Source organism: Flavobacterium tibetense (genome assembly GCF_003293845.1).
Classification (GTDB): Bacteria; Bacteroidota; Bacteroidia; order Flavobacteriales; family Flavobacteriaceae; genus Flavobacterium; species Flavobacterium tibetense.
In genome coordinates this window covers 14,692-35,984 of record NZ_QLST01000012.1, presented here as the reverse complement: position 1 = coordinate 35,984, position 21,293 = coordinate 14,692, and the positions used below count along the sequence as shown (strand labels likewise).

General features: G+C 31.2%; 19 protein-coding genes and 1 tRNA gene. 12 read left to right on the top strand and 8 right to left on the bottom strand.

Translation table 11 applies throughout. The features are described 5' to 3' along the window. Positions 1–8 precede the first annotated feature (8 nt). Together DPN68_RS10055 and tsaD are read right to left on the bottom strand one after the other, a co-directional pair. Positions 9–719, bottom strand: a complete 711-nt coding sequence (locus DPN68_RS10055) for a 16S rRNA (uracil(1498)-N(3))-methyltransferase (RefSeq protein WP_113989529.1) — start codon at positions 717–719, stop codon at positions 9–11. A gap of 62 nt (positions 720–781) precedes the next feature. Continuing rightward, positions 782–1,804 carry a tRNA (adenosine(37)-N6)-threonylcarbamoyltransferase complex transferase subunit TsaD gene (gene tsaD / locus DPN68_RS10050; RefSeq protein ID WP_113989528.1) on the bottom strand — a complete coding sequence of 341 codons (1,023 nt, stop codon included), beginning with the start codon at positions 1,802–1,804 and terminating at the stop codon, positions 782–784. Between the two features lie 176 nt (positions 1,805–1,980). On the opposite strand from tsaD, the gene DPN68_RS10045 reads away from it, so the two are divergent. The 8 genes from DPN68_RS10045 (at position 1,981) to DPN68_RS10010 (ending at position 12,154) form a co-directional block, all read left to right on the top strand. Further along, entirely contained in the window at positions 1,981–6,411 is a 4,431-nt protein-coding gene (locus DPN68_RS10045; RefSeq protein ID WP_113989527.1) for a translocation/assembly module TamB domain-containing protein, read from the top strand. A 36-nt stretch (positions 6,412–6,447) separates the two neighbouring features. Further along, a complete protein-coding gene (locus tag DPN68_RS10040; RefSeq protein ID WP_133256592.1) occupies positions 6,448–7,071 on the top strand; it encodes a hypothetical protein in 624 nt (207 codons plus the stop codon). Positions 7,072–7,292: 221 nt separating this feature from the next. After that, the gene (gene pfkA, locus DPN68_RS10035) at positions 7,293–8,276 is read left to right on the top strand and encodes a 6-phosphofructokinase (protein WP_113989525.1); all 984 of its coding nucleotides are present in this window, start codon (positions 7,293–7,295) and stop codon (positions 8,274–8,276) included. A gap of 22 nt (positions 8,277–8,298) precedes the next feature. Continuing rightward, entirely contained in the window at positions 8,299–9,303 is a 1,005-nt protein-coding gene (gene gap, locus DPN68_RS10030) for a type I glyceraldehyde-3-phosphate dehydrogenase (protein WP_113989524.1), read from the top strand. A 68-nt stretch (positions 9,304–9,371) separates the two neighbouring features. Continuing rightward, positions 9,372–10,223, top strand: coding sequence for an N-acetylglucosamine kinase (locus DPN68_RS10025; protein ID WP_113989523.1), 852 nt, complete (start codon positions 9,372–9,374; stop codon positions 10,221–10,223). Next, positions 10,213–10,611: a methylglyoxal synthase gene (locus DPN68_RS10020; protein WP_113989522.1), complete on the top strand. Its 399-nt coding sequence runs from the start codon at positions 10,213–10,215 to the stop codon at positions 10,609–10,611. The genes DPN68_RS10025 and DPN68_RS10020 overlap by 11 nt, the downstream gene beginning before the upstream one ends. Before the next feature lie 15 nt (positions 10,612–10,626). Then, positions 10,627–11,781: a toxin-antitoxin system YwqK family antitoxin gene (locus DPN68_RS10015; RefSeq protein WP_113989521.1), complete on the top strand. Its 1,155-nt coding sequence runs from the start codon at positions 10,627–10,629 to the stop codon at positions 11,779–11,781. Positions 11,782–11,812: 31 nt separating this feature from the next. Continuing rightward, on the top strand, positions 11,813–12,154 hold the full coding sequence (locus tag DPN68_RS10010; RefSeq protein WP_113989520.1) for a hypothetical protein: 342 nt from the start codon (positions 11,813–11,815) through the stop codon (positions 12,152–12,154). 8 nt (positions 12,155–12,162) lie between these two features. Here DPN68_RS10010 and DPN68_RS10005 read toward each other — a convergent pair whose 3' ends face one another. The 6 genes from DPN68_RS10005 to porX all read right to left on the bottom strand — a co-directional run bounded on the left by DPN68_RS10005 (position 12,163) and on the right by porX (position 16,894). Continuing rightward, on the bottom strand, positions 12,163–12,933 hold the full coding sequence (locus DPN68_RS10005; RefSeq protein WP_113989519.1) for an alpha/beta fold hydrolase: 771 nt from the start codon (positions 12,931–12,933) through the stop codon (positions 12,163–12,165). A gap of 58 nt (positions 12,934–12,991) precedes the next feature. After that, positions 12,992–13,069: transfer RNA gene (locus tag DPN68_RS10000), tRNA-Val, on the bottom strand. A gap of 82 nt (positions 13,070–13,151) precedes the next feature. Continuing rightward, entirely contained in the window at positions 13,152–13,538 is a 387-nt protein-coding gene (locus DPN68_RS09995; RefSeq protein WP_113989518.1) for a DUF4258 domain-containing protein, read from the bottom strand. Between the two features lie 61 nt (positions 13,539–13,599). Beyond that, positions 13,600–14,790 (bottom strand): alanine dehydrogenase, encoded by a 1,191-nt coding sequence (locus DPN68_RS09990; protein ID WP_113989517.1) that lies wholly within the window; start codon positions 14,788–14,790, stop codon positions 13,600–13,602. Between the two features lie 113 nt (positions 14,791–14,903). Next, positions 14,904–15,317: a tRNA (adenosine(37)-N6)-threonylcarbamoyltransferase complex ATPase subunit type 1 TsaE gene (tsaE, locus tag DPN68_RS09985; RefSeq protein WP_113989516.1), complete on the bottom strand. Its 414-nt coding sequence runs from the start codon at positions 15,315–15,317 to the stop codon at positions 14,904–14,906. Between the two features lie 23 nt (positions 15,318–15,340). Then, positions 15,341–16,894: a T9SS response regulator signal transducer PorX gene (porX, locus tag DPN68_RS09980; RefSeq protein ID WP_113989515.1), complete on the bottom strand. Its 1,554-nt coding sequence runs from the start codon at positions 16,892–16,894 to the stop codon at positions 15,341–15,343. 99 nt (positions 16,895–16,993) lie between these two features. On the opposite strand from porX, the gene DPN68_RS09975 reads away from it, so the two are divergent. The 4 genes from DPN68_RS09975 (at position 16,994) to DPN68_RS09960 (ending at position 21,292) form a co-directional block, all read left to right on the top strand. Then, the gene (locus tag DPN68_RS09975; protein ID WP_113989514.1) at positions 16,994–17,506 is read left to right on the top strand and encodes a hypothetical protein; all 513 of its coding nucleotides are present in this window, start codon (positions 16,994–16,996) and stop codon (positions 17,504–17,506) included. Positions 17,507–17,551: 45 nt separating this feature from the next. Further along, positions 17,552–18,787, top strand: coding sequence for an HD domain-containing protein (locus tag DPN68_RS09970; protein ID WP_113989513.1), 1,236 nt, complete (start codon positions 17,552–17,554; stop codon positions 18,785–18,787). A 77-nt stretch (positions 18,788–18,864) separates the two neighbouring features. Beyond that, positions 18,865–19,893: a UDP-3-O-(3-hydroxymyristoyl)glucosamine N-acyltransferase gene (gene lpxD / locus DPN68_RS09965; RefSeq protein WP_113989512.1), complete on the top strand. Its 1,029-nt coding sequence runs from the start codon at positions 18,865–18,867 to the stop codon at positions 19,891–19,893. Positions 19,894–19,903: 10 nt separating this feature from the next. Further along, positions 19,904–21,292, top strand: a complete 1,389-nt coding sequence (locus DPN68_RS09960) for a bifunctional UDP-3-O-[3-hydroxymyristoyl] N-acetylglucosamine deacetylase/3-hydroxyacyl-ACP dehydratase (protein ID WP_113989511.1) — start codon at positions 19,904–19,906, stop codon at positions 21,290–21,292. Position 21,293: the final 1 nt, after the last annotated feature.

The following is a 21,293-nucleotide window of genomic DNA, read 5'->3' as shown; positions in this document are numbered from 1 at the left end:
TTGGAATATTAACTATTGGAATTTTTAACAACTATTGTATGACAAGCAACTAATGCTGCCGTTTCTGTTCGCAATCTTGTATTTCCCAAAGTTACAGGAATAAATTGATTTTCTAAAGCCAATTTAATTTCTTTAGTGGAAAAATCGCCTTCTGGTCCAATGAGAATAGTAACTTTTTCATTGGGTTTTATTTCATTTTGGAAAGCTTTTCGTTCTGTTTCTTCACAATGCGCAATGAATTTTTGTCCGTCGATGGATTGTTTTACGAATTGCGAATAGGAGATAGGTTCGTTAATTTTTGGAAGATACATCTGCAACGATTGTTTCATTGCTGATTGAACAATCTTTTCCGCTCTATCAATTTTATACACTTTTCGCTCCGAATTATCGCAGATGATAGGGGTAATTTCGTGAATACCAATTTCAGTTGCTTTTTCTAAAAACCATTCCAAACGGTCATTCATTTTAGTTGGCGCAACAGCAATGTGAATGTGATAAGAAGTGGGTTCATGAAATTGAACATCAGCAATTCTAATTTCACATTTTTTTTCGGAAGCAGAAATAATTTCAGATTCAAATAAATAACCTAATCCATTGGTTAAAAATATTTTATCACTTTCCTTTTTACGTAAAACTTTAACTATATGTTTACTTTCTTCTTTATCGAAAAAGAACGATTTGTCATCCGATTTTATGTTGGAATTATAGAATAGTTGCATTTTTTAGAAGTTAGAGATTAGAGGTTAGAAGTTAGAAGTTAGAAAATAGAAACTTCAGTAATTTAAAATTCAATTCGTGCTTTGGAAACTACATCTGCGTCACTAAAATTTTGTTCCAAAAAATTATGATAACCTACAATTCCAATCATGGCAGCGTTATCGGTTGTGTATTCAAATTTTGGAATATACGATTTCCAGCCGTATTTTTTTTCTGCTTCTTTCAAAGTCGTTCGAATACCTGAATTTGCTGAAACACCGCCACCAATAGCAATTTGATTAATTCCTGTTTCTGCAACAGCCAATTTCAATTTATCCATTAAAATATTGATAATGGTATGTTGAATTGAAGCACAGATATCCGCTTTATTTTCTTCAATGAAATTGGGATTTTCAGCTACATTTTTTTGGATGAAATATAAAATTTGGGTTTTCAAACCGCTAAAACTAAAGTTTAATCCGTCCACTTTTGGTTTAGTAAACGGGAATGCTTTTGGATTACCTTCTTGTGCAAATTTATCTACTAAAGGTCCGCCAGGATAAGGTAAACCTAGAATTTTAGCACTTTTGTCAAATGCTTCACCAACAGCATCATCCGTAGTTTCTCCAATAATTTCTAAATCAAAAAAACTATTTACTTTCACAATTTGTGTATGTCCGCCAGAAATAGTTAACGCTAAAAAAGGGAATGTGGGTTTGTCAAATCCTTCTTCATCAATAAAATGCGCCAAAATATGTGCTTTCATGTGATTTACAGCAATTAATGGAATATCCAATGCCATGCTCATTGACTTGGCAAAAGAACCACCAACCAAAAGTGAACCCATTAATCCTGGACCTTGTGTAAAAGCGATACAGTTGAGTTGGTTTTTGGTAATTCCAGCTTTTTTTAATGCTACATCAACCACTGGAACAATATTTTGTTGGTGTGCTCGCGATGCTAATTCAGGAACTACGCCACCATATTCTTCATGAATGGTTTGTCGAGCAACCACATTAGATAAAACTTTATCGTTGCATAAAACCGCTGCTGATGTATCATCACACGAACTTTCTATAGCTAAAGTGTAAATATTTTGTATATTCATAAAAAGGCACGAAAATTGATTGGTTGATAATTGTAATTATCTTACAAAAATCATTATTTTTGTTTGTTATTTGAATTACTAACAATTCCTGCAAATTTAATACAAAATAAGGTATCAAAAAATTTAAAAAAATACTCGTTCGTACAGTAATACTATTATTACTTTTTTTACTCCTAATGGGTATTCTTTTATCATTACCTTTTGTGCAAACGAAATTGGGTCAATACGCTACAGAACAACTAAATACGGAATTTGGGACCGATATTACAATTTCTAGGGTTGCAATTACACCTTTTGGTACTGTCAAGTTAAAAGGAGTCTTAGTTAGAGACCATCATCAAGATACACTTTTTCATATCAAATCACTAAATACATCTATATTAAATGCCAATAAATTATTTAATGAAGGTCATCCGTATTTGGGTGACGCTGTTTTTCATGGTTTAGATGTTCATATTCATCAATTTAAAAATGAAGATTATACCAATTTAGATAAATTCATTGAAGCTTTTGATGATGGTTCGCCTTCTTCGGGTAAATTTCGTATGAAAATTGCCTCTATGACGATTTTTAATAGTCGTTTTCGTTATACCGATGAAAATTTGGAAACGCCAAAAATGTTGGATTTCAAAAAATTGGAAGGCAAATTAGATGATTTTTTTATCAAAGGCCCAAATGTTTACACGTTTATTGAGAAATTATCCTTTTTAGATCATCGTGGTTTGAAAATGGATCAATTGACAGCTAATTTCACTTATACTAAATCCAATATTTTACTAAATAATTTAGATGCATATACCAAAGAATCTGAAATAAAAGGAGTAGTGGAGTTACGCTACAAAAGAGAAGATTTTTCAGATTTCAATAATAAAGTAATTTTTGATGTGAATTTTGAAAAAGCTACAATTGCTTCCAATGACTTAAATTATTTTTATAATGAATTTGGTAAAAACAATTTGTTTTATGTCAACTCACATTTAATTGGGACATTGAACAACTTTACCACAGAAAATTTAAAATTAATTGATAAAAACCAATCTGAAATTATTGGAAATATCACTTTTAAAAATCTTTTTCATAAACAAAAGTCATTTTACATCAAAGGAAAATTAGATCGCGTTTCTTCTAATTACAATAATTTGAGAGCTATTTTACCTAATATTTTGGGAACTAGATTGCCTGCTTCTTTAGAAAAATTAGGGAACGTGAATATTTCTGGAGATGTGGAGTTAACAGATGATTACATCAATTCAAAAGTGTATTTGTCTTCTAATCTAGGCGAAGTTTTAGCTGATTTAGCTATTCAAGATTTAGGAAATATTGATAATGCAACTTATCAAGGAACTATTGCTCTTGGAAAATTTCAATTGGGAACATTTTTGGGAGAAAAAGAAATTGGCTGGACAAACCTAGACGTTATGGTTGATGGACAAGGTTTCAATCAAAAATATTTAAATACCAAAGTAAAAGGAAAAATAAACAATTTTGTCTATAATGGATACAATTATTCCAATATTACTGTTGATGGTGTAATGAAAATGCCCTATTTTAAAGGATATTTCAATAGTAATGATCCCAATTTACGCATGGATTTTGACGGATTAGTTGATATGAGTTCCAAAGTAAAGAACTATAATTTTAAAGCCAATATTGATTATGCCGATTTGCAAGAGTTGAATTGGGTTAAAACAGATACGTTCTCTATTTTTAAAGGAAATCTAAGTTTTGAAGCCAAAGGAAATACTTTGGATGACTTAGACGGAAATTTAAGCTTTAAAAATGTTTCTTACCAAAATAGTAAAGCCTCTTATTTCTTTGAGGATTTCACGGTTGTTTCTTCTTTTGATGAAAATAGTGTAAGAACGATAACAGTAGATTCAAAGGATATTGTGAATGGAAAAGTTGTTGGTAAATATAAGATTGCTGAAGTTCAAAAAATTCTAGAAAACGCAGTTGGAAGTTTGTATGCCAATTATTCACCAAACGAATTAAAAGAAGGTCAATTTTTAGATTTTAATTTTGTACTTCATAATAAGATAGTGGAAGTATTTCTTCCTGATGTTTCCATTTCCAAAAACACTAAAATTAAAGGAAAAATTAATGCCGATGAAGGCCGCTTTGAGTTTGATTTTAAATCACCAAAAATCGAAGCTTATAAAAATAGATTTGATAACGTTTCTATAGATATTAACAATAAAAATCCATTATACAATGCTTATATTGAGATGGATAGTATTAAAGTTAAAAACTATAAAATTTCAGATTTTAGCTTAATCAATGTTACCATGAATGATACTTTGTTTGTTCGTTCAGAGTTTAATGGAGGTTCAAAGAATCAAGATCAATTTGCATTGAATTTATATCATACTATCAATGAAGACAAGCAGTCAGTAGTTGGTTTTAAAAAATCTGAAATTAATTTAAAAGAATATTTATGGTTTATTAATGAAAAGGAATCTAACGATAACAAAATTACTTTCGATAAAACATTCCAAAATTTTAATTTCGAAAAATTAAGTCTTTCACATAAAGAGCAAAACATGAATTTTTATGGTACGATGAAAGACTCTTCGTTTAAAGATTTGAATTTAGTTTTTAATGATGTTGATTTAGAAAAAATTACACCTTCAGTTGATAGTTTGTTTTTTAAAGGAAAACTTAATGGTTTTGTTTCTGTTCAACAAGAAAAAAGCCAATTTAAACCGGAATCCAATATTACAATCGATGCTTTAAAAATCAACGAATTTCCAATTGGTGATTTTATTTTCAACATTCGTGGAAATGAAAGTTTTAATCAGTTTACGATTAATTCATACATCAAAAATGAAGATGAAGATCGTTTCGCTTTGGAAGGAAAATTGGATTACAAAAACAAAGAATCAAATCTTGATTTAGAAGCAAGTTTTATGGCGTTTGATTTGGCACCATTTGGACCATTATTAAGTTCCATTGTTTCTGATGTTAGAGGAAATGCTACTGGAAGAGCCACAATTGCAGGTTCGTTGTCCAATCCTGAAATTAATGGTAGATTATATTTAAACGAATCGGGATTAAAAATTCCGTATTTGAATACCGATTATAATTTTGAGCCCAATGCTATTATAGATGTAACGGAACGTCAGTTTTTATTCAGAAACATTAAAATTACTGATACCAAATTCAATACCAATGGAATCTTACGCGGAAGCGTTCGACATCAAGTTTTTGATAAATGGGAAATTGATTTGGAACTTCGTTCTAACAATATTCTAGCATTAGATACCAAAGATGGTGAAGATGTTTATTATTATGGAACTGCTTTTTTAAATGGATTTGCAACCGTAAAAGGGCCAACTAATGCACTTGTTATTAATGTGGTTGGTGAATCTGAAAAAGGAACTTCAATTAAGATTCCAGTAAATGATTCGGAAGAAGTTGGAGATAATTCGTTCTTGAATTTCATAACCAGAGAACAAAAATTTAATAAAGAAAACGGAATTGTAAATACAGTAAGTAACTACCAAGGAATTGAATTGGATTTTGATTTCGATATTAATACCAATGCTGAAATAGAAGTAATTTTGGATAGAAATTCAGGACATTCCATGAAAGGAACAGGTTATGGTTCTATGAAAATGGAAATCAATACTTTAGGAAAGTTTTTAATGTATGGTGATTTTCAAATTATGGATGGTTCCTACTCTTTTAAATATGGAGGTTTAATTGATAAAAAATTCAGTGTTAAAAGAGGTGGAACAATTAGATGGTATGGTGAACCTTTGAATGCTGTTTTAGATTTAGAAGCCATTTACAGTACGCAAGCAAACCCTGCTTTATTATTAGAAAGCGCTTCGTTCAATCGAAAAGTAGACACCAATGTTTCTATTATTATTCAAGGCAATCTAAGTAATCCACAACCCGATTTCAATATTGATTTTCCAAATGTAAGTTCGGTGTTGAAAAGTGAGGTAGATTATAAATTACAAGATAAAGATACGCGACAAACACAAGCATTAGCCTTACTCTCATCAGGTTCATTTATGACAGCTGAGAATGTAGGAAATGTAGCTTACGGACCATTATTTGAACGAGCAAGTTCCTTGTTTTCTGATTTGTTTTCTGACGAAGACAGCAAATTACAATTAGGAGTTGATTATAGTCAAGGTGATAGAATTAATCAAATTTCCGATAGAGTTGGGGTTACATTAAATACCCAAATTAATGAGAAAATTTCAATAAATGGTAGAGTTGGAGTTCCTGTAGGTGGTGTTGCGGAATCGGTATTGATTGGTAATGTAGAAATTCAAATGCAATTAAATGAAGACGGTTCGCTTCGTGCGCGCGTATTCAACCGAGAAAATGATATCAATTATATTGGAGAAGGAATTGGTTATACCCAAGGAATTGGTTTAACGTATAATGTAGATTTTGATACATTCAAAGAGTTAATTCAAAAAGTATTTACCAAGAAAAAACAAGAACAAAATAAATCGGATAATTCTAACGAATTCCCAGATTCTGATTTATCTCCTGATTTTCTAAATTTTATCAACGACAGAAAAAACAAGAAAACCGATACGCCAAAAGAACCAACTGAAAAACCTTTGGAAGTTCCAGAGATAGAATAAACGAGTAGTTAACAGTAATTTAAAACAAAACTAAAATTGAAGAGAATTTTAATAATATTAAGTTTAACTATTAGCCAATTATTTTTTTCTCAAGAAAAGATTACAATAAAAGAATGTGATAGTTTGAACTCAGGAAGCATAATTAATATGCTTGATTTTGAAGGTATAAAATTTAAAAATTATATTCTTAAAAATTTAGATTTGGAAAAAAAGAAAATTAAGATAAACTATTATCAATATTTTAATAATATAGAAGTTATAAAAGGTGAATTAAAAAATAGTCATTTAATCATTTCAAATCAAGCAACCCAAAATGACTCAACTTATAATATTAAACTATTTATAAAATCGTTAAGCCTAAATAATATTAAAGTACAATTTTTTACAGATTACCAAAATACAAAATCTAAAACTGAACCAATTAGTTTTACAAAATTTGAGAACAAGCCAAGCAAAATTGACTTTGGAAATAAAGAATTTGAAAATTTTTCGTCAAAACAAAATATATATTTTAGAATCTTAATTGGATACATTGCTGGACGGGATAGCAACGAGTTTGATATAATACAATCTTTTATGTCTTTTAAAAAATTTGAACCTTTTAATCATACATTCGATGAAGATTGGAATTATTTTGTTTTTGAGTTTGAAATAGAATAAAAACTAATGTTAACAAGTGCTTGGAAAGATTTCAAATTTTGTAGTAAATTCACGTTTATGTTTTCTAATTATTTTTATTTTTAACAGAAAATAATCAGTTCCGAATTTCGCAACCTCGCCAGGTGTTGGAACGATTCAATTACTTTTTTTATACAATTCTACTATAAAACGTTCGGAATTTTCGTCTTAAATTCTTAAATTTACAATACTAAACGAAACAAATGAAGATAAATAAAATTGGAGTATTAACTTCAGGAGGCGATTCGCCAGGAATGAATGCAGCAATTCGTGCTGTAGTTAGAACTTGTGCTTATCACAATATTGAATGTATTGGAATTTATAGAGGTTTTCAAGGAATGATTGAGGGCGACTTCAAAGAAATGGGACCAAGAAGCGTTAACAATATAGTAAATAAAGGAGGAACTATTTTAAAATCAGCTCGTTCCAAAGATTTTATGCACTATGAAGGCAGAAAAAAAGCCTTTGAAAACTTACAAAATGTTGGAGTTAATGCATTGGTAATTATTGGTGGCGATGGTTCATTTACTGGAGCAGAAATTTTTAATAAGGAATTTGGTTTTCCTATCATGGGCATACCAGGCACGATAGACAATGATATTTACGGAACTTCTCATACCTTAGGTTATGATACGGCTTTAAACACGGTTGTAGAATGCATTGATAAAATTAGAGATACAGCGAGTTCACACAACCGACTTTTCTTCGTAGAAGTTATGGGAAGAGATGCGGGACATATCGCTTTAAATGCTGGAATTGGAGCAGGAGCAGAGGAAATATTAATTCCTGAAGAAGATTTAGGATTAGACCGTTTGATTGAATCTTTAGAAAGAAGTAAGAAAAACGGAAAAACTTCGAGCATCGTTGTGGTTTCAGAAGGCGATAAAACAACTGGAAAAAATGTTTTCGAACTAAAAGAATATGTGGAAGCCAATTTACCTGAATATGATGTTCGTGTTTCGGTATTAGGTCATATGCAGCGTGGTGGTTCGCCATCGTGTTTTGATCGTGTTTTAGCTTCACGAATGGGCGTAAAAGCAGTAGAATCATTATTGGAAGGAAAATCGAATTATATGGTGGGATTACTCAATGATAAAATGGAATTAACGCCTTTAGAACAAGCCATCAAAGGAAGTTGCGAAATAGACAAAGAATTACTAAGAGTTTCAGATATTACATCAATATAAATAAAATTTAAAATTAGAACATATGTCAAAAATTAAGATAGGAATTAATGGATTTGGTAGAATTGGAAGACTTGTTTTTAGAGAAACCATAAAAAGAAATAATGTAGAAGTTGTTGCTATTAATGATTTATTGGAAGTAGATCATTTGGCTTATTTACTAAAATACGATTCCGTACATGGTCAATTTGACGGAAAAGTAGAAGTGAAAGACGGTAAATTATACGTGAACGATACGTACATTAGAATTACTGCCGAAAAAGATCCAGTCCAAATCAAGTGGAATGAAGTTGGTGCTGAAATTATAGCAGAATGTACGGGAATTTTTACTACGCTTGAAAAAGCACAATATCACATTGATGGTGGAGCAAAAAAAGTAGTGATTTCTGCTCCTTCAGCTGATGCACCTATGTTTGTAATGGGCGTAAATGAAGAAAAAATTACAGCTACTGATACCATTCTTTCCAATGCTTCTTGTACTACCAATTGTTTAGCGCCTTTGGCAAAAGTACTTCATGATGAATTTGAAATTGTAGAAGCATTAATGACAACAGTTCACGCTACAACAGCAACGCAATTAACCGTTGATGGTCCATCGAAAAAAGATTTTAGAGCGGGTCGTTCGGCTTTAATTAATATTATTCCTGCTTCAACTGGCGCTGCAAAAGCTGTTACCAAAGTAATTCCATCGTTAAAAGGAAAACTTACAGGAATGGCGTTTAGAGTGCCAACAGCAAACGTTTCTGTGGTTGATTTAACTGTAAAGTTAGGAAAATCAACTTCTTATGAAGCAATCATGGAAGTTATTCGCAAAGCATCAGAAACTCATATGAAAGGAATTATTGGGTTAACTGAAGATGATGTAGTTTCTCAAGACTTCATGTCGGATCCAAGAATTTCAATTATTGATGCTAAAGCTGGAATCGGTTTAAATGATACTTTCTTTAAAATAATTGCATGGTACGACAACGAATACGGTTACTCAGCAAAAATGCTGGATTTAATGCTTCATGCAGCTACTGTAAAATAAACATTTATAAAAGTCTTGCCAATCGTAAGACTTTTTTTATTTTTGGAATAAATAATGCCTAGCTAACTATGAGATTAATTGTTGATAGCGGTTCTTCAAAAGCCGATTGGATTGCCATAAATACATCAGGAGAAATGCTGTTTTCTACACAAACTTTGGGATTGAATCCTGAAGTTTTAACCAAAGAAGACATTTTGGAACGAATTCATTCCAATGAAACTTTGGTTAATGCCATTCCAAATATAACACATTTGCATTTTTATGGCGCTGGTTGTGGAACCGATAGAATGAAAAATTTCTTAGCAACTGTTTTTCAAGAGCTTTTTACAACTGCTAAAGTTGAAGTTTTTGAAGATACTTTTGCAGCCGTTTACGCTACAACTCCAAAAAACGAAAAAGCTATTGTATGTATTTTAGGAACGGGTTCCAATTGCAGCTATTTCGATGGAACGCAGTTGCAACAAAAAGTACAATCTTTAGGCTATATTGCTATGGATGATGCTTCGGGTAATCGTTTTGGAAGACATTTAATTCGTGCGTATTATTTTAATGCCATGCCAGAGGAAATGGCTCAAGAATTTAAAAAACAATTTGATTTAGATGCCGATGTTATTAAGCATAATCTGTATAAAGAACCCAATCCCAATGCTTATTTAGCAACTTTTGCTCCATTTTTAATCCAATTTAAGAATACCGAGTTTTGTCAAAAAATTATTCGTAAGGAATTGGAAACTTTTATAGAAAATTACATCATGCAGTTCGAAAATTGCAAAGAAATACCAGTTCATTTTGTGGGTTCCATTGCGTATCATTTACAAGATGAGATTGGAATTTTACTTACACAATACGGCATTCAAACAGGAAAAATACTTAAACGACCAATTGACGGTTTAATTCAATATCATACCAATGAAAACTAAAACGGTAAAAAAGTTTGAAATGGCAATTATTGCCCACGATGGAAAAAAAGCAGAAATGGTTGAATTTTTAAACCGAAACAAACACCTTTTAATTTCTGAAAACATCAAATTAATTGCCACAGGAACTACGGGTAGTAAAATTGAAAACTCAGGATTAAAAGTTAGAAAAATGCTTTCAGGACCATTAGGTGGTGATGCACAAATTGCCGCTAGAGTGGCAGAAGGAAAAACGAAAATGGTATTGTTTTTTAAAGACCCAACATCAAGTCACGCACACGAACCCGATATTTCCATGTTAATCCGAATTTGTGATGTACACAACGTGCCTTTAGCAACCAACGAAGCTACTGCGCAATTGTTGTTATTAGGTTTGGATGATCGTGTTTAAAGAAAAACATTAATTATGAAGAATTATATTTTGTTTGCTTTTTTGATATTTTCATTATTTTTATCGGCACAAGATTCAAATGAAAAAATTTTATACATTGTTGATTCTATTCCTGTAATTGAAGATCCTAAAGAAGGTTTTGGAATATTAACTGAAAATGATATTGAGAGTGTGGAGGTTACTAAAGATATCAACAGAATTCAAAAAATTGGATTAAAAAAAATAGATGGTATCATCTATATAATTACCAAAGAATACAGCAAACGACCAGATTCAATTAGACAAATTCCATCAACTAAAATAATGGAAAAAAGAAATGGTGTTTGGTATTATAAAAATAACCAACCTTATACTGGAAAATTTATTGATTATTATTTGAATGGTAAAAAAGAAGGAGAAGGTTATTTGTTTAATGGAAAATTAAAAGGAAAACGTTTAATGTTTTCTTTGGATGGATATATTACTGATGAAGTTTTCTACGAAAATGGCTTGCCTAATGGCTTAGAAAAACGTTTCTATAAAAATGGAAACCTAATGCAGTTAGGAGAATTTAAAAACGGTAAAGAAGTTGGCATCTGGGAAATGTATCATCCTAATGGTAAATTAAAACAGCGTACAAATTTTAATAATGGTAAAATGGATGGAGAATCTATTTCATTTTACTCGACTGGAGAGGTTAAAGGAAAATATTTCTATAAAAATGGAATTTTTCAAAATGACAGGAATAATCAAAAAATATTTGATTTGTATAACCAATCTCAAGAATTATTTAATCAATTTGACATAAAGGGTGCAATAAAAAAGCTGGATGCCGCGCTGAAAATTAATCCAAATTGGGCTGATGGATATTTTGCAAGAGGAACAATGAAACTAAATAATTTCGAATTTGATGAAGCTAAAAAAGATTTTGATATAACTCTTCAAATTGAGCCTTACTTTATAAATGCCTATGGCAATAGAGCTTGTACAATCATTCGAAAATATGAGTTTTCAAATAGTAGAGAATTATCTACATCAAAAGAAGTTAAAGTTTTTGTATCAAAAAAAGATTTTGTTATACCAGATAATGATATTGAAATTATTTGTAATGATTTAAACATAGCAATTGAACTTGGTGACACAAATTCATTAGTTGTTGAAGCTCACGCTAAATATTGTAAAGAGAAATAATTATTTAGTTGAGTGGTTTAAAAGTTTTGTCATGAAGAATTTTTTTGTTCTGTTAATCATTTTGTTCTCTTTTTCCTGTGGAAATATTTCTGGTATACCATTCGATAGTGAACAATGGAAAAACGCAAATCTAAATGCTGAAGAAAATTGGTCATTGCGCTGGGATATGATGAATAGTTTAAGGAATGATTATGAATTAGTTGGAAAAACCAAATCAGAAATTATTGATTTACTCGGAAACCCAGATAATAAAGTAAACAATGAATTTTATTACTATTTAGGATATTCTAAAAGAGGAATAAATACAGGAAATTTAAGGCTCTATTTTGATTCTGATGAAAAAGTAAGTAGTATAAAAGTTACGGATGGCTAAAAGAAGATTTATTCTTTAATTAATTTTTTTATAAAATTTGAACTTTGCTTCAAAATCAATTCAGGAACTTCTTTATGTGGTGTGTGTTTTACTTTGGGAATAATTAATTTTTCTACGTTTCCGTTTACTTGATTTACAATTTTATCTACTTGCAATAAGGTCCCAAATTCATCCTCTTCTCCTTGAATAATAAGAGCCGGACAAGAAATTTTGGATAAAAAATGTTCTATATTCCAATCAGCGAATGTTGGAGTAGTCCAAGTTTTTGCCCAAGCCCAAAACAAATCATTAGTGTTGTTTCCATGATATTTTTCTAGCTTTTGCTTCAAATTAGTAGTTTCGTATGCTATAATAGCTTCTTTGATTCCGTTGATGGTAACACTTTCCACAAAAACGTGAGCCCCTTCTGTAATGATGCCTAAAATTTTCTCTGGATATTTTGCTGCAGCAATGAGCGCAATGGAGCCACCATCACTATGACCAAACAAAATTGCTTTTTCAATTTTATTTTCTTCCAAAACGTCATTTAAGACATCCGCTTCAATCTCCATGTAATCGTTAGTTCTTTCAATACTATCAAAAGGTTTTGATTTTCCATAACCTTGTCGGTCATAAACCAAAACATTACAACGCGTTAAATTCCCTAACAAAACAGGAAAATCACGCCAAAGTGCAATACATCCCAAAGAATCATGAAGAAAAACTAAAGTTGGTCTTTCTGGAAAATCTGTAGTTTTAAATGTGGCAAGTTTGTTTAGTGAGAAAGAGGAATTTGGCATAAAAATTTTCAGTTTTTTTAAACAAAAAATCCCACATTAAAAAATGTAGGATTTAAAATGGTGGGCGATGAGGGGTTCGAACCCCCGACCCCCTCGGTGTAAACGAGGTGCTCTGAACCAGCTGAGCTAATCGCCCCAATAAAATGCTTTACTATTACCGTAATGCAAGTGCAAATATACACTGAATATTTATATTTGCAAGAGTTTTTTTGAAAAAATTACTTTTTTTTGATGTCTTCTAGAACAACTCTATCGGTGTAATTTATCATTGTAATTATAATTTCTTCATTTTGAGTGGTTTTCCCTTCAATTAAATAAATTTTTCCGTTTTTATATGGCTCGTTACTTTTTGAAAAATCTATATCTCCATGTTTCATACTTAATTTAATGTCGTCTAAAGAAATCCAATTTTCGCTTAAAACGGCTTGAGCTTGTTCAGAATAAGAGATTGGTTTGCTTCGCAAATCTTTTAATGCACGGCAATTTGGTAAATAACAAAATTCAACATCTCTTGATTCAGCTTTTGCTCCCAAAAAGTAAACTACAAAAATAGCTCCTAAGAGCAGTCCAAACATATAATAAGCCAAACGGAATTTAAATTTCATTTCTTTTAATTTTTGGCAAAGTTACTATTTTTAATACTGATTTTAGAATAGTTTGTAAAAATTAGAATACAATTAAATTGATATCTCGGTGTTCTAAATGAAACCAATCGGCTATTGATTTATTGGTTAGTAATCCATGATAAAAATAAATTCCATTTTTTAAACCTCTGTTGCATCTTATTGCGCTTTCAATACCGCCATCTTCGGCAATATTTAATAAAAACGGAGTTATGATGTTACTTATAGATAATGAAGCAGTTTTGGAATATCTTGAAGGAATATTGGGTACACAATAATGAATCACATTATTTTTGATGAATGTAGGTTTATCGTGTGTTGTGATTTCTGAAGTTTCAAAACAACCGCCAGTATCAATACTTACATCAACTATGACAGCACCTTTTTTCATGTGTTCCACCATAGTTTCTGTAACGACAATAGGTGTTCTGTTTTTTCCTCGCATCGCTCCAATAGCAACATCACATCGGCGTAAAGCTTTCAATAAAGATTTTTCTTGTATAGTTGATGTAAAAATTCTTTGATTTAAAGTGTTTTGTAAGCGTCTTAATTTGGTAATAGAATTATCGAAAACTTTTACACTTGCCCCTAAACCTAGTGCAGTTCTTGCTGCAAATTCGGCCACAGTTCCAGCTCCAAGAATAACAACTTCTGTAGGCGGAACTCCAGTAATATTACCAAACAATAAACCTTTACCGATGTTTTGATTTATCATTAATTCCGCTGCAATATGAATGGATGCAATACCAGCAATTTCTGACAAGGATTTCACTGCAGGATACGAACCGTCTTCGTCTTTTATAAATTCGAATGCCAATGCTGTAATTCTCTTAGTTGCCAATGCTTCAAAATAACTCTTTTTCTGAGTTTTTAATTGAATAGCAGAAATCAAAATTGTCTGTGGATTCATTAGGTCAATTTCAGCTAGAGTAGGTGGTTCAACCTTTAAAATCATGGGACAACTGAATACTTTTTTAGTATCATTGGTCACTTCAGCACCCGCATCGCTGTATTCTTTATCTGTATAACTCGAACTCAAACCAGCTCCAGCTTCAATCATCACGCGATGTCCGTAAAAAACAAGCGAACTCACAGCATCTGGAGTCAAACAAATTCTGCGTTCTTGATAGGAAGTTTCTTTTGGTATACCAATGAACAAATCACTTTTATGACGAGCAATTTCTAGTTTTTCTTCTTGCGGAAGCAATTGTGATTTTGAAAACGGACTGTACATGAGTTGCTATTGAGTTGTGTTTAATTTAGCCAATTTAAGAATATTTTTATAGATGTGGAAATAGTTTTAGAAAAAAAAAGAATAGCACTTTAAATCGCTATTCTCTTTTGGTATTAATTTTTAAAAACTAATTCTCTTTTGTCGTTTGGTAATACTTTTATAGTTATTGAAGCATGATCAATTGGAATTAAATTAGGAGTTTTTTCAGGCCACTCAATAAAACACCAATTGCCAGAGTAAAAATATTCGTCAACGCCCATATCATAAGCTTCTTCTTCCGAATTTAATCGATACAGATCAAAATGATAAACAGGTTCACCAGCTGTTGTTCGGTATTCATTCACTAAAGAGAACGTTGGACTACTCGAATTATCTTTTACACCCAATTCTTTAACCAATTCCTTAATTAATGTAGTTTTTCCTGCTCCCATTGGTGCATGAAATATGATAATCTTCTTTAATAAATGTGTCGCGAGAATTTGTTTTGCAATTGCATTAATTTCTTCTAAACTGTAAATTATGGTCATATAAAAAATCAAGTTTTACTTAATTATCTTGGCTCTAAAACTAAAAATGGAATAATCATTTCTTCTAACGAAATTCCACCATGTTGGTAAGTATTTCGGTAATAACTCACATAATGATTGAAGTTATTTACATAAGCCAAAAATAAATCGTTTTTCGCAAAAATAAAAGAGCTGCTCATATTTAATGCTGGTAAACCAATTTTCTTTGGATCTTTCACTGCGTAAACATCTTTGTCTTCATAAGTTAAGCTTCTTCCGGTTTTATAACGAAGATTCAAACTGGTGTTTTTATCACCAATTACTTTTGACGGATTTTTACAGTTAATAGTTCCGTGGTCAGTAGTTAAAATCAAACGGAAACCTTGCTTTTGTGCTTGTTGGATAATATCTAATAAAGGGGAATTTTTAAACCAACTCACCGTTAATGAACGATACGCTTTATCATCAGAAGCTAATTCTTTAACAACTTCCATTTCCGTTTTGGCGTGTGAAAGCATGTCTACGAAATTGTAAACAATTGTAGTTAAAACGTTGTTTTTTAAACCTTTGAAATTCTCAGCTAATTTTTTACCATCTTTAAAATTGGTAATCTTGTAATATTCTTGTTTGATATTTAATCCCAAACGTTTTAGTTGTTCGGTTAGAAACTCGCCTTCGAATAAATTTTTTCCGCCATCGTCTACATCATTTTTCCAGTATTGCGGATATTTTTTTTCCATATCCAATGGTAATAATCCTGAGAAAATAGCATTTCTTGCATACTGTGTAGCTGTTGGAAGAATAGAGTAGTAGCTCGCTTCTTTTTCTAACTTATAATAATTGTTTACGATGCTTTCAAAGGCTTTCCATTGGTCGTAACGCAAATTATCAATAACTACAAATAAAATAGGTTTGTCTTTTTTTCGGATTTCAGGTGCCACATAAGTACCAAAAATTTCATGAGACAAAATAGGTTTATCTGCATTAGGAGTAAACCAATCTTCATAATTTCGCTCGATAAATTTTCCAAATTGCACATTAGCTTCGGCTTTCTGGCTATCTAATATTTCAACCATACTTTGGTCTTCAATATTTTCCAATTCCATTTCCCAATATACCAACTTCTTATACAATTCTACCCAATCTTCATAAGAATTCACCATAGCCATATCCATCGCAATTTTTCGGAATTCTTTTTGATAATCCAAAGTCGTTTTTTCAGAAACCAAACGCGAATGATCCAAGTTTTTCTTCAAACTCAATAGAATTTGGTTTGGATTTACTGGTTTTATCAAATAATCGGCAATTTTAGAACCGATAGCTTCTTCCATGATATATTCTTCCTCACTTTTAGTAATCATAATTACAGGAACTGAAGCTTTTTTTTCTTTTAATTCGGATAAAGTTTCTAATCCACTTAAACCGGGCATATTTTCATCAAGAAAAACAACATCAAAACTGTTTTCATCAAATAATTCAATGGCATCTTGCCCGTTATTACAAGTAGTTACGTGGTAATTTTTCTTTTCTAAAAAAAGAATGTGTGGTTTCAATAAATCAATTTCATCGTCTACCCAAAGTATTTTTATTTGGCTCATTTCTTCTTAATTTGTGTGCAAGTTACTATTTATTAAACGAGGTTTGTATTAAATATTGTATAAAATTTATGGTATATTTGTTTTCTTTAAAAATATAAAATGAAAATATTTTTTTCTTTAATATTAATTCTTCTTGTTGTACAAGAAAAACCGGCAGTGATTAAGTTGCCAAAATTTTATAAAGGAGAAGGCGTTATATTTACAAAATACCAGAATAATTCTAGTTTATCATTTTTTGAAAAACAGACAACTTTTAAGCCAAATTTAAATCAGATAATTAGAGCCGAAGAGATTTTTATTAAGAATTATCCTAATTACAGAAAGATGATGCGTGAAAAATATCAATTAAGCGGTAAATTTGATGTTATATCTGATAAACCCTCAAAAATTAAAAAGCATTTTGAAATATTTAATAGACAATATTCTGGTTATTTAGATTCGAACGATTCAATTATTTTTGTAGGTATGCTAAAGTTTAAAGATTTAAAAGAATCCTCTCCACATTTTAAATTTTGGAAAGAACAAATAATATTTGGTTCGGGTAAATTCTTTGAAAAAAATCATAGATTTTATTACATCAACCTGAAGACATCAAATTTTTTAATCAAATAAATTAGTTTAAAAAATCCCTACATTTGCTAATCAAAATATATACTTGTGAGCCAAACCAATAAACTCAAAATATTCAATGATCCCATTTATGGTTTTATTACCATTCCTAATTCTTTAATTTACGATTTAATTCAGCATCCTTATTTTCAACGTTTGCGTCGTATTTCGCAAATGGGAATGTCGTATTTGGTTTATCCTGGAGCGCATCACACACGTTTTCATCATGCGTTAGGTTGTATGCATATTATGCAAAAAGCGGTTCAAACTTTACAATTTAAAGGAGTTGCTATTTCGGAAGAAGAAGAAAATGCGTTATACATTGCAATTTTGTTACACGATATTGGTCACGGTCCATATAGTCACGCTATGGAACACAGTATTGTAGAAGAAGTGCATCATGAAGAATTATCCTTATTTTTCATGGAACAATTGAATAGAGAATTTGATGGAAAATTAGCGTTAGCCATTCAAGTTTTTAAAGGAGAATATCACAGAAAATTCATGTTGCAATTGATTTCAAGTCAGTTAGATATGGATCGAATGGATTATCTAAAACGCGATAGTTTTTATAGCGGTGTAGCAGAAGGAAACATCAATAGTGAGCGTTTAATTCAAATGATGCACGTGCAAGATGATGTTTTGGTAATTGAAGAAAAAGGAATTTATTCGGTAGAAAAATTTTTGGTTGCCCGAAGATTAATGTATTGGCAAGCTTATTTGCATAAAACTAGTGTTGTGGCTGAGTTGATTTTGACCAAAATACTAAAACGCGCAAAAGAGTTGACTCAAAAAGGAATAACTTTACCATGTAGCGAACCCTTGCAGTTTTTCATGCAAAATAAAATTTCTTTAGTAGATTTCGATAAAACTGTTCTGGATAAATTTGCTTTTTTGGATGATTATGATGTAATGGGAGCAATAAAATCATGGCAATTTCATGATGATTTTGTGTTGCAATCTTTATGCAAAATGATTTTAAATCGTGATTTACTAAAGATTCAAATGACAGATGATAAACCCAACAAAGAGAATTTGTTAGCAATTAAAAATAAATTCATGACTTATGCGAAAATTTCTGATAAGGAAGCGGATTATTTTGTGTTTAAAGGAAAATTAAAAAATCAAGCTTATAGTAAGTTGAGCGAACCTATTCGAATACTTAAAAAAGACAAAACGGTTGAAGATGTTGTAGAAGCATCAGACCAATTGCATTTGAAAGCTTTGTCAAAACCAGTGACTAAATATTTTATTTGCTTTCCAAAAGTGATGCTAGATGCATAGCGTTTTAATTAAATTTTATATTTTTGCCAAGATGAAGTGGTTTCATGTGGTCTGATTCAATCGAATAAAACAAATAAATGAAGTTTACAGCAGCTCAAATAGCAGGGATTTTACAAGGAGAAGTAGTAGGAAATCCTAATGCAGAAGTTTATAAATTAGCCAAAATTGAAGAAGGAACGGAAGGTTCTTTGACTTTTCTGGCTAATCCAAAATACAACAATTACATCTATTCAACTCAAGCAACCATCACGATTGTGAACCATACTTTTGAGCCAGAACAAGAAATTTCCACTACTTTGATTAAAGTAGAAGATGCTTATCAATCTTTTTCCCAACTTCTAGAGTATTACAATCAAGTTAAATTGATGAAATCTGGAATTGAACAGCCTTCCATGATTTCTGAAAACGTTACTTATGGTGCTGATTTGTATTTGGGAAGCTTTTGTTATTTGGGTAAAAATGTAACTATTGGTAAAAATGTAAAAATTTATCCCAATAGTTTTATCGGCGATAATGTAACAATAGGAGATGATTGTGTTTTCTTTGCTGGAGTAAGAATTTATTCAGAAACAGTAATTGGCAATAATTGTATTGTTCATTCAGGAAGTATTATTGGTTCTGATGGATTTGGTTTTGCGCCACAAGAAAACGGTTCCTATCGAAAAATTCCTCAAATTGGCAATGTAATTATTGAAGATGATGTTGAAATTGGAGCTTGTACCACTATTGATAGAGCTACTTTAGGTTCAACCATCATTAGAAAAGGAGTGAAATTAGATAATCACATTCAAGTTGCTCACAATGTTGAAATTGGTGAAAATACAGTAATTGCAGCACAAACTGGAATTGCAGGAACTACTAAAATTGGTAAAAACTGTTTAATTGGCGGACAAGTAGGTTTTGCGGGTCATTTAGTAATTGGTGATGGTGTAAAAATTCAAGCACAATCAGGAATTGGAAAAAATTTAGAAGCTGGAGAAGTGGTTCAAGGTAGTCCCGCTTTCAACTATGGTGATTTTGCTAAATCTTTTGTAATTTTCAGAAACTTACCCAAAATGGCTGCCGATTTAGAAGCTTTAAAAAACGATAATAACAACTCAAAATAATCAAGTAATCATGGCGAAGCAAACAACAATTGCCGCAGAAATTTCTTTAAAAGGTGTTGGTTTACACACAGGTCAATTGGTATCAATGACTTTTAAACCAGCTCCAGTAAACAATGGTTTTACATTCGTAAGAGTAGATTTAGAGGGGCAACCTATTATTGAAGCCGATGCAAATTATGTTGTAAATACACAACGCGGAACAAATTTAGAGAAAAGAGGTGTAATGATTCAAACACCAGAGCACGTTTTAGCGGCTTTAGTGGGTTGTGATTTGGATAATGTAATCATTGAATTAGATGCTTCTGAACTTCCAATTATGGATGGTTCTTCGAAATACTTTGTTGAAGCAATTGAAAAAGTAGGTGTTGTTGAACAAGAAGCGGATAGAAAAGTTTATGTTGTAAAAGATGTTATTTCTTTTGTTGATGAAGCTACCGGAAGTGAAATCACAGTTATTCCTTCTGAAGAATATTGCGTAACTGCAATGGTTGATTTTGGCACTAAGGTATTAGGTACACAAAATGCTACAATGAAAGGTATCAAAGAGTTCAAATCTGAAATTGCAGACTGTAGAACGTTTAGTTTTTTACACGAATTGGAATCGTTATTAAATAACGGACTAATTAAAGGAGGCGACTTGAATAACGCCATTGTTTATGTAGATAAAGAAATTTCTACAGAAACTATGGAAAACCTAAAGAAAGCATTTAATAAAGAAACTATTTCGGTTAAATCTAATGGTATCTTAGATAATTTGACTTTGCATTTTCCAAATGAAGCAGCTCGACATAAATTATTAGATGTTGTGGGAGATTTGTCTTTAATTGGAACAAGAATTCAAGGAAAAGTTATTGCTAATAAGCCGGGTCATTATGTAAACACACAGTTTGCAAAAAAAATGGCAAAGATTATCAAATTAGAAGAGCGTAATAATGTTCCTCAATACGATATCAATAAAGAGCCTGTAATGGATATTCATGGCATCATGAATTTATTACCACATCGACCTCCATTTTTATTGGTTGATAAAATTTTGGAATTATCTGATACGCATGTAGTTGGATTGAAAAATGTTACTATGAATGAAGATTTCTTTGTTGGACATTTTCCTGGAGCACCAGTTATGCCAGGTGTTTTGCAAATTGAAGCCATGGCACAAACCGGAGGAATTTTAATTTTAAGTACCGTTCCTGATCCAGAAAATTACTTGACGTATTTCATGAAAATTGATAATGTAAAGTTCAAAAATAAAGTATTACCTGGTGACACCTTATTCTTCAAATGTGATTTAATTTCCCCTATCAGAAGAGGAATTTGTCACATGCAAGCGTATGCGTATGCCAATGGAAAGTTAGTTTCAGAAGCCGAATTAATGGCGCAAATTGTTAAAGTAAAATAGT

Excerpts from the sequence above, each read along its gene's own strand:
- DPN68_RS10055 (WP_113989529.1), bottom strand. The coding sequence starts at position 719 with ATGCAACTATTCTATAATTCCAACATAAAATCGGATGACAAATCGTTC.
- DPN68_RS10020 (WP_113989522.1), top strand. The coding sequence starts at position 10,213 with ATGAAAACTAAAACGGTAAAAAAGTTTGAAATGGCAATTATTGCCCAC.
- DPN68_RS09995 (WP_113989518.1), bottom strand. The coding sequence starts at position 13,538 with ATGAAATTTAAATTCCGTTTGGCTTATTATATGTTTGGACTGCTCTTA.
- lpxD (WP_113989512.1), top strand. The coding sequence starts at position 18,865 with ATGAAGTTTACAGCAGCTCAAATAGCAGGGATTTTACAAGGAGAAGTA.
- tsaE (WP_113989516.1), bottom strand. The coding sequence starts at position 15,317 with ATGACCATAATTTACAGTTTAGAAGAAATTAATGCAATTGCAAAACAA.
- DPN68_RS09975 (WP_113989514.1), top strand. The coding sequence starts at position 16,994 with ATGAAAATATTTTTTTCTTTAATATTAATTCTTCTTGTTGTACAAGAA.
- pfkA (WP_113989525.1), top strand. The coding sequence starts at position 7,293 with ATGAAGATAAATAAAATTGGAGTATTAACTTCAGGAGGCGATTCGCCA.
- DPN68_RS10015 (WP_113989521.1), top strand. The coding sequence starts at position 10,627 with ATGAAGAATTATATTTTGTTTGCTTTTTTGATATTTTCATTATTTTTA.
- DPN68_RS09960 (WP_113989511.1), top strand. The coding sequence starts at position 19,904 with ATGGCGAAGCAAACAACAATTGCCGCAGAAATTTCTTTAAAAGGTGTT.
- DPN68_RS10045 (WP_113989527.1), top strand. The coding sequence starts at position 1,981 with ATGGGTATTCTTTTATCATTACCTTTTGTGCAAACGAAATTGGGTCAA.
- tsaD (WP_113989528.1), bottom strand. The coding sequence starts at position 1,804 with ATGAATATACAAAATATTTACACTTTAGCTATAGAAAGTTCGTGTGAT.
- porX (WP_113989515.1), bottom strand. The coding sequence starts at position 16,894 with ATGAGCCAAATAAAAATACTTTGGGTAGACGATGAAATTGATTTATTG.
- DPN68_RS10010 (WP_113989520.1), top strand. The coding sequence starts at position 11,813 with ATGAAGAATTTTTTTGTTCTGTTAATCATTTTGTTCTCTTTTTCCTGT.
- DPN68_RS10005 (WP_113989519.1), bottom strand. The coding sequence starts at position 12,933 with ATGCCAAATTCCTCTTTCTCACTAAACAAACTTGCCACATTTAAAACT.
- DPN68_RS09990 (WP_113989517.1), bottom strand. The coding sequence starts at position 14,790 with ATGTACAGTCCGTTTTCAAAATCACAATTGCTTCCGCAAGAAGAAAAA.
- gap (WP_113989524.1), top strand. The coding sequence starts at position 8,299 with ATGTCAAAAATTAAGATAGGAATTAATGGATTTGGTAGAATTGGAAGA.
- DPN68_RS10025 (WP_113989523.1), top strand. The coding sequence starts at position 9,372 with ATGAGATTAATTGTTGATAGCGGTTCTTCAAAAGCCGATTGGATTGCC.